The sequence below is a fragment of the Corallococcus silvisoli genome (assembly GCF_009909145.1).
Taxonomy (GTDB): domain Bacteria; phylum Myxococcota; class Myxococcia; order Myxococcales; family Myxococcaceae; genus Corallococcus; species Corallococcus silvisoli.
Window position 1 is genome coordinate 130,738 of record NZ_JAAAPJ010000010.1, and the last position, 13,362, is coordinate 144,099.

11 protein-coding genes are annotated in these 13,362 nt (G+C 71.4%); 3 read left to right on the forward strand and 8 right to left on the reverse strand.

The window, feature by feature from the left end:
- Positions 1–79: 79 nt before the first annotated feature.
- From GTY96_RS20935 to GTY96_RS20945, 3 genes are all read right to left on the reverse strand, one after another.
- Positions 80–1,453, reverse strand: a complete 1,374-nt coding sequence (locus tag GTY96_RS20935; RefSeq protein ID WP_143900316.1) for a peptidase MA family metallohydrolase — start codon at positions 1,451–1,453, stop codon at positions 80–82.
- A 51-nt stretch (positions 1,454–1,504) separates the two neighbouring features.
- The gene (locus tag GTY96_RS20940) at positions 1,505–2,722 is read right to left on the reverse strand and encodes a threonine ammonia-lyase (protein ID WP_143900543.1); all 1,218 of its coding nucleotides are present in this window, start codon (positions 2,720–2,722) and stop codon (positions 1,505–1,507) included.
- Between the two features lie 84 nt (positions 2,723–2,806).
- The gene (locus tag GTY96_RS20945) at positions 2,807–4,036 is read right to left on the reverse strand and encodes a Glu/Leu/Phe/Val family dehydrogenase (RefSeq protein WP_143900314.1); all 1,230 of its coding nucleotides are present in this window, start codon (positions 4,034–4,036) and stop codon (positions 2,807–2,809) included.
- Positions 4,037–4,104: 68 nt separating this feature from the next.
- Here GTY96_RS20945 and GTY96_RS20950 point away from each other — a divergent pair, with 68 nt between their 5' ends.
- Positions 4,105–4,611: a helix-turn-helix domain-containing protein gene (locus GTY96_RS20950; RefSeq protein WP_143900312.1), complete on the forward strand. Its 507-nt coding sequence runs from the start codon at positions 4,105–4,107 to the stop codon at positions 4,609–4,611.
- A 21-nt stretch (positions 4,612–4,632) separates the two neighbouring features.
- Here the strand turns inward: GTY96_RS20950 and GTY96_RS20955 are convergent, their stop codons facing one another.
- Positions 4,633–7,065, reverse strand: coding sequence for a DEAD/DEAH box helicase (locus GTY96_RS20955; RefSeq protein WP_143900310.1), 2,433 nt, complete (start codon positions 7,063–7,065; stop codon positions 4,633–4,635).
- A 68-nt stretch (positions 7,066–7,133) separates the two neighbouring features.
- On the opposite strand from GTY96_RS20955, the gene GTY96_RS20960 reads away from it, so the two are divergent.
- The gene (locus GTY96_RS20960; RefSeq protein WP_143900309.1) at positions 7,134–8,273 is read left to right on the forward strand and encodes a sigma-70 family RNA polymerase sigma factor; all 1,140 of its coding nucleotides are present in this window, start codon (positions 7,134–7,136) and stop codon (positions 8,271–8,273) included.
- 90 nt (positions 8,274–8,363) lie between these two features.
- Here the strand turns inward: GTY96_RS20960 and GTY96_RS20965 are convergent, their stop codons facing one another.
- The 4 genes from GTY96_RS20965 to GTY96_RS20980 all read right to left on the reverse strand — a co-directional run bounded on the left by GTY96_RS20965 (position 8,364) and on the right by GTY96_RS20980 (position 12,531).
- Positions 8,364–9,929 carry a beta-ketoacyl synthase N-terminal-like domain-containing protein gene (locus GTY96_RS20965; protein WP_161665595.1) on the reverse strand — a complete coding sequence of 522 codons (1,566 nt, stop codon included), beginning with the start codon at positions 9,927–9,929 and terminating at the stop codon, positions 8,364–8,366.
- 30 nt (positions 9,930–9,959) lie between these two features.
- The gene (locus tag GTY96_RS20970) at positions 9,960–11,441 is read right to left on the reverse strand and encodes a DUF6250 domain-containing protein (RefSeq protein WP_143900305.1); all 1,482 of its coding nucleotides are present in this window, start codon (positions 11,439–11,441) and stop codon (positions 9,960–9,962) included.
- A gap of 82 nt (positions 11,442–11,523) precedes the next feature.
- Positions 11,524–12,231 carry a hypothetical protein gene (locus GTY96_RS20975; RefSeq protein ID WP_143900304.1) on the reverse strand — a complete coding sequence of 236 codons (708 nt, stop codon included), beginning with the start codon at positions 12,229–12,231 and terminating at the stop codon, positions 11,524–11,526.
- A gap of 27 nt (positions 12,232–12,258) precedes the next feature.
- Positions 12,259–12,531, reverse strand: a complete 273-nt coding sequence (locus tag GTY96_RS20980; protein ID WP_161665596.1) for a molecular chaperone DnaJ — start codon at positions 12,529–12,531, stop codon at positions 12,259–12,261.
- Positions 12,532–12,587: 56 nt separating this feature from the next.
- Between GTY96_RS20980 and GTY96_RS20985 the strand changes: the two genes are divergently transcribed.
- Positions 12,588–13,346 (forward strand): DUF4159 domain-containing protein, encoded by a 759-nt coding sequence (locus GTY96_RS20985; protein ID WP_143900300.1) that lies wholly within the window; start codon positions 12,588–12,590, stop codon positions 13,344–13,346.
- Positions 13,347–13,362 lie beyond the last annotated feature (16 nt).

The following is a 13,362-nucleotide window of genomic DNA, read 5'->3' on the forward strand; positions in this document are numbered from 1 at the left end:
GCAGCGAAAATCTTGGAGGCCCGCGAGTGTAGGGGACTCCCGCCAGGGGGTAAACCAATCCGCCAAGCCCGACCGGCCGCTACCTCCCCGAGAGGGCGCCACGCACCGCCTGGTCCAGGCCCGCGAAGTCCTTCTCGTAGGTCTCCTTCAGGGCGTCCTGGAAGGACAGCGCCATGCCCGCCTTCTGGATGAAGTCCAGCAGCTTCTCCTGTCCCCCCAGCCGCACCAGCTCCTGCACCGCCATGGCGGACGTCGCGTAGGCGACTTCCGGCTGGGACATGGAGATGGGCGCCTGCGAGTCCATCTGGGACAGCGTCGGCAGCTGGCCCTGCTTCGCCTGGCCCCGCATCATGTCCAGCAAGTGGCGAGGGGGGCCGTCCAGCCCCAGGTAGCGCCACTCGATGTATTCGGCGAGGCCCTCGTTGAACCAGCGGGGCAGGGCGCCGGCGCCGCGCGGGCAGATTTCGTCCACCGCCGCGTGCACGTACTCATGCACCAGCGTGGCCTTGGTCATCTGCGTCAGCTCCGCCGCGTCGTTCATGCGGATGGCGTCATCCGCGTACAGCCCGGCGACCCGGGCCGCGTACGTGGCGCCCAGGTGCGTGCGGAACTCGTCGCGCGTGTAGAGCACCACGTCCAGCTGCCGCTCGCGGGCGCGGCCCAGCGTCCGCTGGGTGAACTCATAGGCCTCCTCGAGCGCGGAGACGACCTTGCCCTCGTACTCGGCGCGCTGGCCGAAGTCGCGGTCGCTGTTGAAGTAGCGGATCGCGAACCGCCGGTTGGCGCGCACGCGCATGCCGTCCTTGCCCACGCCGGACTCGTAGTTCAGGCCGGCCGGGCGGATGTCCACGTCGCCTTTCGTCGCCTTCGCCTGGCGCGTGTCACCCGGGCCGGGCTCGCCGTTCAGCCGCTTCTCCACCCGCTCCGCCTCGCGCCGCGCCGTGTCTTCCTCCGACACCTTCGCGCGCGCCAGCTGCATCAGCTTCCGCGCCTCCGCGGCCTCCTTCGACTTCGCGGGCACCCGCTCCAGCGTGGCGAGCGCCCCCGCCGAATCCGCGTCCTGCAACTGCAGCTTCCCCAGCTCCAGCGCGAACGCCCCGTCCTTGGGGAACTGCTCCAGGCCCTTCTTCAGCGCCTCCTCCGCGGAGGCGCGCTGGTCCGTCTTCAGCGCGGAGCGCGCCAGGCACCGCAGGCCCCCGGCCGTCTCCTGGAAGGCCACGGCGCGCTCGCCCAGCGAGTACGCCATCACCGCGTCCTCCGCGAGCAGCGCCTCGCAGCCCTTGAGCAGCGGGCCCGCGACCGACGGGCGCTGCGCCTCCGGGTAGCCCGCGGGGTCCGCCGCGGCGAACGCGAGGTACAGCTCCTCCCATTGCTTCTGGGCGGCCAGCTCCTTCGCCTGCTGCGCGGGAGGGGCGGCGGAGAGGAGCAGCAGGGCGATGAGGGGCGTATTCATGGACTCCGGAGTATCGCCGAAGCCCCGAGCGCCCGCGCAAGCTCTCCCGTTCTACGTCCGGGCGACCTGCCAGCCCTGGGACTCCAGCGCCGTCATCAGCTCCTGGATGTGGGCATGCCCGGTGGTCTCCAGCATCACCTCCACCGTGGCCTCGCCCAGGCCCGCCTTGGAGAAGGCGCGGTCGTGGTGCAGGTCCACCACGTTGGCGCGCATCTCCGCGATCTGCGTGGTGAGCCGGGCGAGCATGCCGGGCCGGTCCGGCAGCCGCACCTCCAGCTGCACCAGGCGGCCCGCCTTCACGAGGCCCCGCTCGATGATGCGGCTGATGACGTTCATGTCGATGTTGCCACCGCCGACGATGATGGCGACGCGCTTGCCCTTCGCCTGCGGCACCCGCCCATTGACGAGCGCGGCCAGCCCCGCGGCCCCCGCGCCCTCCGCCACCGACTTCTCCTGCTCCAGCATCATCAGGATGGCGGCGGCGATCTCCTCCTCGTCCACCGTCACCACCGCGTCCACGTACTTGCGCACGTGCTCGAAGGTGATGTCCCCCGGCACCTTCACCGCGATGCCGTCCGCGATGGTGGTGCCCGCGGCGGTGAGCTCCGTGCGCTTCCCGGCATCCAGCGACGCCTTCATGCTGGCGATGGTGGAGGCCTGTACGCCCACCACCTGGATGTGCGGGTGGGTCTCCTTCAGCGCGCACGCCACGCCGGAGATGAGCCCGCCGCCCCCCACCGGCACCAGCACCAGCTCCAGGTCCGGGCACTGCTCCAGCAGCTCCAGCCCGATGGTGCCCTGGCCCGCGATGACGTGCACGTCGTTGAACGGGTGCACGAAGACCAGGTCCTCCGCGGCCTGGATGCGCAGGGCCTCCGCGTAGGCCTCGTCGAAGTTGGCGCCCTTGAGCACCACGCGCGCGCCGTAGTCGTCGCGCGTGCGCGTCACCTTGATGAGCGGCGTGCGCTCCGGCATCACGATGGTGGCCCGGATGCCCAGCCGCCGCGCGTGGTACGCCACGCCCTGCGCGTGGTTGCCGGCGGAGGCCGCGATGACGCCGCGGCGCTGCTCCTCCGGCGTGAGCGTGAGCAGCTTGTTGAGCGCGCCGCGCTCCTTGAAGGCGCCGGTGCGCTGGAGGTTCTCCAGCTTGAAGTACACCACCGCGCAGTCGGTCTTCTCGGTGAAGTAGTCCGACGCGGGGCACGGCGTGGGGCGCAGCGCCTTGCGGAGCCGCTCGCGCGCCGCCTGGATGTCCTGCAGGGTGACCATCATGGCGGCCGTGTAGCGGAAGCCGACCCCGCGTGGAAGCGACGCGGAGCCCACGCCTGCCTGGCCGCGCCGCGGCGCCCCGCGTCAGATGCCGCGCAGCACCGTGGCCTTGCCCACCCGCCCGATGGCCAGGATGTAGGCGGCCGTCCGCATGGAGACCTTGCGCGAGCGGGCGATCTGCGCCACCCGGTCGTAGGCCTCCTTCATCGTCTTCTCCAGCTCCGCGTTGACGCGGTCCTCCTCCCAGGAGACGTGCTGGAGGTTCTGCACCCACTCCAGGTAGCTGACCGTCACGCCGCCCGCGCTGGCCAGGATGTCCGGCACCACGAAGATGCCGCGCTTCTCCAGGATGTCGTCCGCCTCCGGCTGGGTGGGGCCGTTGGCGCCCTCCACCACCAGGCGCGCGCGCACGCTGTTGGCGTTGTCGCGGGTGAGCACGTGGCCCAGCGCCGCGGGGATGAGGACTTCGCAGTCCGCCGCGAGCACGTCCTCGTTGGTGCACGGCGTGCCGCCGCTGAAGCCGGTGACGGTGCCGGTGCGCTTGACGTGCTCGAAGAGCGACGGCACGTCCAGGCCCTGCGGGTTGTACATGCCGCCCAGCACGTCGGACGCGGCCACCACCACGCCGCCGTCGCCCCAGATGAGCTGCGCGATGTGGCTGCCCACGTTGCCGAAGCCCTGGATGGCGAAGCGCGTGCCCTTCACCGGCATGCCCAGGTCGCGCAGGATTTCACGGCACACGTACAGGAGGCCCCGGCCGGTGGCGGCCTCGCGGCCCTTGGAGCCGTACAGCTCCAGGGGCTTGCCCGTCACCACCGCGGGCGAGTGCCCGTGGTAGCGCGAGTACTGGTCCATCACCCACGCCATCACCTGGGGGTTGGTGTTGACGTCCGGCGCGGGGATGTCGCGCGTGGGCCCGATGACGTCTTGAATCTGATCCACGAACTTGCGCGTGAGCCGCTCCACTTCCTTGAGGCTCATCTGCGCGGGGTCGCACGCCACGCCGCCCTTGGCGCCGCCGTAGGGCACGTTCACCACCGCCGTCTTCCACGTCATCAGCGACGCGAGCGACACGCACTCGTCCTGGTCCAGCGCGGGGTGGTAGCGCAGGCCGCCCTTCATGGGGCCTCGGCTGTTGTCGTGCTGGATGCGGTAGCCCAGGAACGTGCGGATCTCTCCGGAGTCCATCTCGATGGACACCTGCACCTTCACCTCGCGCAGGGGCGTGGCGAGCAGCGTCTCGATGGGCGTGCCCACGTCCATCACCCGCGCGGCCTTGCGGAAGTAGTAGTTGGTGCCGTCGACGGCGTTCATGGCGGGCGTCACTCCTGAGGGGAGGCGGAAAACCTTAACAGAAGGGGTGCGCTACGATGGGGACGTCCATGCGCCCCCGCCCCCCGGACATGAGCGACGCCGGCTCCTCCCTGCTGGGGCTGGCGCGGCGGATCCGCACGCTGCGGGAGCGCCGGGGCCTCACCCAGGAGGACTTCGCCGCCCGGTGCGACATCTCCGTGAGCTTCGTGTCCCTGCTGGAGCGCGGCGAGCGCAACCCCAGCTACGACACGCTCCTCCAGGTCGCGGCCGCGCTGGAGCTGCCGCTGGGGGAGCTGTTCCGGCTGGAGGACGCGGAGGACGCGGAGGCTCATCGGCTGGTGGACTGGGTGCGGCGCAGGGGGCTGGGCCGGGAAGACGTGGACCGCCTCCTGGCCGTGGCGGAGGCGATGTTCAACGGCGGGCCGGAGGCGCTGGGCTCCGTGACGAGGACCCTCTCCACTCCGGGCTGCACCGCGCCGGAGTGTGGCCGGCCCGTGCTGGCCCGGGGGCTGTGCACCGCGCACTACCACCGGGCCCGCAGGAAGAAGGCGCCTCCCGGACCGGAAGGCGCCTGACGGCGGGGCGGAAGTCGCCCGCTACTTCCGCTTGGCGCGCTCCACCTTCAGCGTCTTGCCCTCGCCGTGCGGCTTGCCGTGGGTGGCCTCGAAGCCGGCCACGTCCTCTTCCGCGACGAAGACATACGCGTACGTGGGGCGCAGGTCCGTGCGCAGCACCTTGCCCGCCGGAGCGCCCGCGGCCTCCAGCGCGGCGGTGACGCCCGCCTCGTCCAGGCCCTCCTGCCGGCCCAGGCCCACCCACAGGCGCGCCTGACCGGGGACGTCCGGCAGGGACTCGTGGCGGGGGCGGCGCTCCTCGCGCTGGCCGCGCGGACGGTGCCGCTCCAGCTTCAGCGCCTTGTCGCCGTGCGTCTTGCCGTTGAGGGCCTCGAAGCCGGGGGCCTCCGCCTCCGGCACGTAGACGTAGCCGTAGGTGGGGCGGGTGAGGGCCTTGAGGACCTTGCCGCCCGGGGCGCCCAGGGACTCCAGCGTGGCGGGCAGCTTCGCCTCGTCCATGCCGTCATCCACGCCCAGGTTCACCCAGAGCTTCACCTCGCCGGGGGCCGCGTCCGGGGACGGGGGCGGGCGGGTGCTGGTGGCGTCGCGCTCGCTGCGCGGCTTGCTCTTCTCCACGCGCAGCGTCTTGCTGCCGTGCTGCTTGCCGTTGAGGGACTCGAAGCCCGCGGAGTCCTCCTCCGCCACGAACACGTACGCGAACGTGGGGCGCAGCTCCGCGCGCACCAGCTTGCCCACCGGCGCGCCCGCCTCCTCCATCGCCGTGGCGATGCTGCCCGGCCCCAGGCCGTCCGCGGTGCCCAGGTTCACCCAGAGCTTCGTCTCACCGGGGCCCGGCTCCAGCGCCGCGGGGGACGCTCCGCCCCGGCCACGCTCCCCGCGGTCCTCACGTCGGGGCTCGTCGCGGCGCGGGCGGCGCTCGCGGTCCGGGTGCTCGTCGCGGCGGGGACGCTCGGCGCGCTCGGTGCGCTCGCCCCGGTCCTCGCGGCGGGGACGCTCGCGGTCGCGGTCGCGGTCCTTGCCCCGGCGCTCCACCGGCTTGCGCTCCACCGGCTCGCGCTTCTCCGCTTCGCCCGCGGCCTGGGCCTTCTCCATGCGCAGGTGGCTGAAGAAGTACTTGATGAGGAAGGCGATGAGGTCGTCCGCGTCGCCGCGCGTCTTCAGCTGCGCGGCCAGGGGCAGGAAGCCCTCGAAGATGCTGGAGCCCGTGGCCTCGCGGATCTCCCGCACGTGGCGCTCCGTCCAGAGGCGCATGGCCTCCTCCGGGGCGGGCATCTCGCGCATCTCGAACTTGATGCCGAACTTCTTCTCCAGCGCGGTGAACGTCGCCAGCTCGCGCCCGGAGAAGAGGTTGATGGCGGTGCCCTTGTTGCCGATGCGGCCGGTGCGGCCCACGCGGTGCAGGTACACGGCCGGGTCCTCCGGCAGGGAGTAGTTGATGACGTACTCCAGCCCGGAGATGTCGATGCCGCGCGCCGCGATGTCCGTGGCGACCATGAAGGCCACCTCGCCGCGCTTCACCTTGCCCATCACCCGCTCGCGCTCCTTCTGCGGCAGGTCTCCGTTGAGCAGCTCCGCGTCGAAGCCGTTGCGGTTGAGCACCGCGGTCACCAGCGCCGTGTCATCCCGCGTGTTGCAGAAGATGATGGCGTTGGAGGGCTCCTCCTTCTCCAGCACGTAGATGAGGTTGCGCGGCTTGGGGAACTGATCCGACACGTCGTAGCGGATGTGGTGGATGTGCTCCACCGTGAAGACGTCGCCGGACAAGAGCAGCGTCTCCGCGTTCGTCGTGTAGCGCGCGATGAGGTTCTGGATGTCCGTGGGGACGGTGGCGCTGAAGAGCAGCACCTGGCGCGTCTTCGGAAGGCGGTCGAGGATGCGGGTGACCTCCTCGTAGAAGCCCTGGTTGAGCATCTCGTCGGCTTCGTCCAGCACCGCGTGGTCGCAGCCGTCCAGCTTGAGGTTGCCGCGGTTGATGTGGTCGAAGACGCGGCCGGGGGTGCCCACGATGATGGGCGTGCCCTCTTCCAGCGCGTCCTCCTGCTGCTTCATGGAGGCGCCGCCGTAGATGGCCGCCACCTTCACGCCCTTGTGCTTGGCCAGCAGGGTGAGCTCCTCCGCCACCTGCAGCGCCAGCTCGCGCGTGGGGCAGAGGATGAGCGCGCGGACGCGCTTCTCGTCAGCGGGGATCTTCTCCAGCAGGGGCAGGCCGAAGGCGGCCGTCTTGCCGGTGCCCGTCTTGCTGCGGACGATGAGGTCCTTGCCCGCCATCGCGGGGCCGAAGGCCTTGGCCTGGACAGGGGTGGGGTTCGTGTAGCCGCGCTCCGCCAGTGCGCGGCGGAGGGGCTCGGAGAGGTTCATGTCGTCGAAGCCGATGTCCGCGATGTATTCGCCGGGACGCGTCGGGGCTTCGTCAGGCGCCGGGGCTCCCGGCGTGGGCTCTTGGATGTCGCTCATCGGGCATGGGCATAGCCCCTGCATTACCCTCTGGCAACAATCGCGGCACTTTGGGGTATGGAGCGCGCATGGCGAATGGGAGGAAAAGAACCAATGGTCCGGCCGCCCCCCGGCCCCGCGCGAAGCGCCCGGCGGCCGCCGCCCGCTCGCAGCCACCCCAGGAGTCCTCCGGGGAGGAATTGGAGGAGACGCCCCCGCTCCAGGACCCGGAAACCCTGGAGCCGGACCTGTCGGAGCTGAACGAGGCGGAGGCGGAAATCGAGGAGCCCGCCCCCCGAGCGCCCCGGCCCGCGTCCCGGACCGCCTCCGGCACGCTGCTTCGCGCGGAGTCCGCGTCCGCCCTCACCAACCGGGACCCCCTCCAGGCCTATATGGCCGAGGTGACGCGCCACCCGTTGCTCACCCGGGAGGAGGAGCACCAGCTGGCCAAGGAGTACCAGGCCTCGGGGGACGTGCGGGCGGCCTACCGCCTGGTGGCCTCCAACCTGAGACTCGTGGTGAAACTGGCCCACGAATACCACCGCAACCCCCTGTCCCTGCTGGACCTGGTGCAGGAGGGCAACATCGGGCTGATGCAGGCGGTGAAGAAGTACGACCCGGACCGGGGCGTGAAGCTCAGCAGCTACGCCGCCTGGTGGATCCGCGCGTACATCCTCCGCTACATCATGGACAACTGGAAGATGGTGAAGCTGGGGACCACGGAGGCCCAGCGGAAGCTCTTCTTCAAGCTGCGCCAGGAGCAGGAGAAGCTCGTCGCCCAGGGCTTCGAGGCCAGCCCGCGCCTGCTGGCCGAGCGCCTCAACGTCACCGAGCAGGACGTGGTGGAGATGGACCAGCGGCTGGGGCACGACGAGCTGTCCATCGACGCGCCGCTGGGCAACGACGAGGACTCCCGCGCCACCCGGGCGGACCGCTACCTGCCGTCCGGCGCGGTGCCCGCCGACGAGCGCCTGGGCTCCGAGCAGCTCAAGGCCCTCTTCCGGGAGAACCTCAACGCCTTCGCCCAGACGCTGGAGGGCAAGGAGCGCTACATCTTCGAGCACCGCCTCACCGCGGACGAGCCGCTCACGCTCCAGGACATCGGCGACAAGTACGGCGTCAGCCGCGAGCGCGCGCGGCAGATTGAAGCGGCCCTCATCAACCGGATGCGCGAGTTCATGCGCGAGCGCATCCCGGACTTCGACATGGTGGCGGTGCCCAAGGGCTGACACTCGGGCGCGCGGGGCGCCTCGGCCCTGGAGGCCGAGGCACAGCCGCGAAGTCGCCCGGAGGGCCCTGTCGCGCCGGGCTCCCCCGGCCTACTTCCAGGGCCGGGAGATGACGCAGGCGTTGATGCCGCCCACGCCCATGGACAGCTTGCCCGAGCACCCCTCGGGCGCGGCCTCCTCGCGGTCGAAGACGAAGCGGCCGTGCACCTTGGCGATCTGCTTGTTGAGCTCCGGGGCGGCCAGCGGCGTGGGGAACACCTTGCCCTGCTCCGCGCCCAGGTACTGCGCCGTGAGCTCCCAGCCTCCGCCCGCGGACATGCCGTGGCCGAAGGTGCCCTTGCGCGCGGTGATGAGCACGGAGTCGGGCAGCACGTCGCGCAGGTTCTGCACCTCCAGGAAGTCCCCCGGGGTGGCGGTGGCGTGCAGGTCCCAGCTGCCCACGTCCTGGGGCTGACAGCCGGCGGCGTCCAGCGCCTCGCGGATGGCCAGGGTGGGGCCTTCCTTGGACGGGGTGATGATGTGGTCGGCGTCCGCGGTGACGCCCACGGCGACGGGCTCCAGGCCCAGCGCCTTGAAGCCCTTCTGCGTGAAGTGCTCGTAGTCGCCCACCACCCACACCACCGCGCCTCCGGCGATGTGCGTGCCGCGCAGCGCGGTGAGGGGCTTGGACACCGCGGCGTCCGCGGAGATGACGCGCGCGTTGTAGAAGCCGCCCACCACCAGCGGGTTGGGCGCCGCGTCCGTCATGCCCAGCACCACCGCCTTGGCCTCGCCCAGGCGGATGGCGTTCATGGCCAGCTTCAGCCCGTAGCCGAACGACGAGCACGCGGCCACCGGCGCGAACGTCATGCCGGTGATCTGCCCCAGCATGGACACCTGGGAGGCGGGCGTGTTGTGGATGTTCCACAGCACGTTGGAGGACACCGCGTTCCACGGCGGCTCCGGCGCGTTCCACTTCTTCTGCAGGCGCCCGTTGCGGGTGCGCTTCTCCTTGATGACGGCGAGCTTGGCGGACTCCACGTCGCCCTCGTCGGGCACGCCAATGGCTTCAATCTCGCGCAGCTCCTCCAGGTACTCGCGCAGCTCCGGCGAGCGGCTGGCCCAGAAGTGCCACCAGTCGTCCTCCGCCTTGTCGCGCTCCACCTCTTCGATGGTGGAGGGCTCCGGGGGCAGGCCGGCCAGGGGCTCGCGCGTCTCGCGCCACTGGCGCAGGGCGCCGTTGCGCTCGGGGCTGGCCCAGAAGCGGTCCCACCGGCGCTGGGCGCGGTAGAGGTCCAGGGAGATGTGCTGGATGGTGGGCAGGTCGCCCAGGCCGGTGCCCACGTAGACGTGCGCGCGGGCGCCCAGCGCCTGGAGCTCCTTCTCGATGCCGGGGTTCTGCGACAGCGACTGGATGAAGGCGCCGATGGCGTACTGCGTGGGCTGCCCCATCTTCCGCTCCAGCTGGGAGAAGCGGTTGGCGGGGAAGCGCGCGTCGATCCACGGCTTGTAGTCGGCCAGATTGAACGTGGGATTGCCGACGAGGAAGTTGTCCGGACCGAAGCCGTTGAAGGGGGTCAGCCAGGTTTCGGACGACTCGAGGTTCTTCGCGAACGCCTCGATGTTGGGGGAACGCGGGGCGACCACGCCCCAGCCGAAGATTCCGACTCTGCGCACGGGTGTTTCCTCCGCCGCCCGGGGGGAAGGCTACAGCGGCTGGATCTTGAGGTTGTCGAAGTGGACGCGCGACTGCCAGCCCGAGAACCCGAAGTACTGGTTGCCGGGGCCTTGGAGCGGGGACGCGTCCTGGAGGGACAGGAAGGGCTTGCCGTCCACTTCCCACGACAGGAGTCCGTCCCGCCGGGTGATCTTGAAGTGGTAGCGCTGGCCAGGGGTGACGACCGCGCCATCACGCACGGCGCGGTCGTTGGTGTGCTCGTGCTGGCGGGCGATGATGGACTGCGTGTTGCGCCAGCCGCCGAAGATGAAGACGTAGCCGGTGGCGGTGTACTGCAGGCGCGGGTCGCCCGCGTAGAAGGAGCGGCCGTCGCCCCACGCCTCCACCTTCATGTCGCCGTCGGCGCTGTCGCCCCAGGCGTCGAATTCGATGGTGGCGTTCTGGGGCAGGGGCTTCTTCAGCCACACCGGGCGGTTGCCCAGCCCCTGCACCACCAGCGCGCCGTCCTCCAGCTTCACGCCCGCGGGGTGGGTCACGTTCCAGGCGTCGCCCAGCGTGTCGCGGTTGAAGTCGTCCTCGGAGGGGCCCGGGGGCAGGGTGGGCTCCGGCTTCGCGACCAGGGTGGCCGGCAGGGTGTCCGGCGTGCCGACGCGCAGGTTGTCGAAGAACAGCTGGGACTCCCAGCCGGACAGCCCCAGCCGGTCATGGCCCGGGCCCTTGAAGGGGAACGGGTCGTCCAGCTCCGCCACGGGCACGCCGTCGATGGCCCACTTGAGCACGTTGCCGCGCCGCTCGATGCGCCAGTGGTACGTGCGGCCCGCCTGGATGGGGGCGCCCACGCGGGACTCCACGCGCATGGCGGTGTCCTTCTGGAAGACGCCGGTGGCGACGAGGTCCGCGCCCTGGCCGCCGCCCTTCTCCGCGACGCGGGCCGCGCGGCGCTGGAGCGCGTCCAGCGCGGGCGCGTTGATGTCGCGCCGGGCGATGACGGACAGGCTGTTGTTCCACCCGCCCTGCACCAGCACGTAGCCGGACGCCGCGTCGCGGCCGTTGCCGTACAGCTCCACCCGGATGTCGCCCTCTGGATATTCGGGGCGCACGTCGAACTCCACCGCCACGTCGTCCGGCAGCGCGGCCTTCAGCCACAGGGGGTTGTTCTTGGGCGCGGGGCCCAGGAGCTCCCCGCCCGTCGTGCGCCAGTAGGCGCCGGTGGAGAAGAAGTCGCGGGCGACGACGGCGGGGTCGTTGAAGGACTGCGCGTAGGGGATGGTGGCGCTGACGTCCGCCTGGCCCCGGAAGAGCGCGTAGTGGATGAGCGGGAACTGGATGAGGACGACGGCGCCGGCGAGGACGGCCCAGCCCTTGCGGCTCAGGCCTTCGGGCTTCCGCCAGGCTTCATGGGGCGCCGCGGGAGTCGCCTGGGGCCCCTCCGGGGCCGGCGGGACGGGAGTACCCGTGGGGGACTCCACTGGGGGCTGCTTGTCCTTGTCCTTGCGGCTGGCCTGGCCCATCGATGCTCGGGGAACGGGAGGGGGAAAGGCGGCGGAATCTACGCTCCGGCCCCCCCCGCGTAAAGGATTGCCGGGTCAGGGGCTACTTGACCCCCCACCGCTTCTCGAGCGCCTGCTGCTCCGCCAGGCGCTGCTTCTGGCGCAGGCGCTCGGCCTTCTGCTGATCCGACTCCTCGGGCGTGGGGCGCACGGCCAGTTGATAGACGCTGCCCGCCAGGGCGAAGAGGAGCGCGGCGATGATGACGCCCCAGGGGCGGCTGGCCACCGCCTCCACGACGCCCCCGAACTGGTGCAGCGCCGCGAGCGCGCCAATCACCAGCAGCCACGCGCCCACCACGGACGCGACGATGCCGCTCACCTGCCGGTGGAGGAAGGCGCCGGCCAGGCCCCCCACGATGAAGCCCGGCGCGAAGCCGAGCAGGAAGTCGCTGGGGCCGGCGATCTGCCCCGCCAGGAGGCCCAGCGGCACGCCCAGGCCCACGAAGGTGATGGCCGGGGGGAAGAGGAAGCCCAGGGCCATCAGCGCCGCGGCCACGAAGGTGGGCAGGCGCGGATCCAGGTCCATCAGGTTCAGCCGCTGGGTGACGGCGCCCGTCCACACCAGCCCCAGCACCGCGCCCACCGGGCCCGCCACCAGCCGGAACAGCTTGCCTCCGCCCGCCAGCAGCAGCACCACGCCCACGACGGCCACGACCCCGCCGGTCCACATGGGCAGCAGCCGATAGATGCCCACCCAGCCGGAGGGGTTGAAGGTCTGGTACGACTTGAGCGCCAGGAGGAAGCCTTCCATGGCGCTCCATCCTACCGACAACCGCCGCTACGAATAGCGGGTCAAGGCGAGCCCCAGCAGCACCGCCAGCACCACGGCGCCCAGCAGCGCGTAGCCGTAGAGCGCGCGGGGCGTGGCGGTGGCGCGCAGCAGGTCTTCCAGTCTCTCCCGGACTTCCGGGGAGGGGTCTCCGGCGAGGAGGGCCCGGGCGTCCCTCCGGGCTCCGCCCACGTCACCGGCCTCCTTGCGGGCCCAGGCCGCGCGCACGACTTCGGAGCCGGGGGCGCCGGGCGCCGGGGGCGTCTGTCCGCCTTTCGCCATGGGTCGCCTCTATACCAGGGAATGCTGGCACCGGCCGACGGTATAAGCAGGTCCCCATGCCCGTGCGGCCCCTCTCCCGTCGAAACCTCCTCCTCGGCACCGCCGCGCTCGTCCCGCTGCTGTCGGGGCGCGCGTCCGCCTTCGGCGAGAAGAGCCGGTTCATCCCCGCCGTGGCCCGGCATGGGGGCCGGTGGGACGGCCGGCTGTCTGGCCTGCGGCGGCTCGCGTGGGAGCTGCAGCGGCGCACGTCGGTGGAGGTCGTGCCGGACGCGCGCCCGTTCGCGCTGAGCAGCCCGGACCTCTTCGAGTACCCGTTCCTCTACTTCGGGGGCGACGGCGGCTTCCCGGCGCTCACCGACGCGGAGGTGTCCAACCTGCGCCGCTACCTCACATATGGCGGCTTCGTGTTCGGCGACGCCAACGACGGCAGCGACGGGGACGGCTTCGACGCCAGCTTCCGCCGGGAGATGGCGCGCGTGTTGCCGCAGAGCCCGCTGAAGGAGGCGCCGGGGACGCACGTCGTCTTCAAGTCCTTCTTCCTGCTGGACGCGGCGCCCGGGCGGCTGCTGCACAAGCCGCTGCCGCTGGTGGCGAGCGTGGGCAAGCGGGCGGCGGTGATCTATTCGCAGAACGACGTGGCGGGGGCCTGGAGCCGCAGCGAGGCCGGCGACTACGAGTTCGACGTGTCTCCGGGGGGCGAGCCGCAGAGGGAGCTGGCCATCCGCCTGGGCATCAACCTGTGCATGTACGCGCTGTGCCTGGACTACAAGGACGACGCGGTGCACCTGCCCCTCATCCTCAACAAGCGGCGCTGACGTGCCCTGGCGCGCG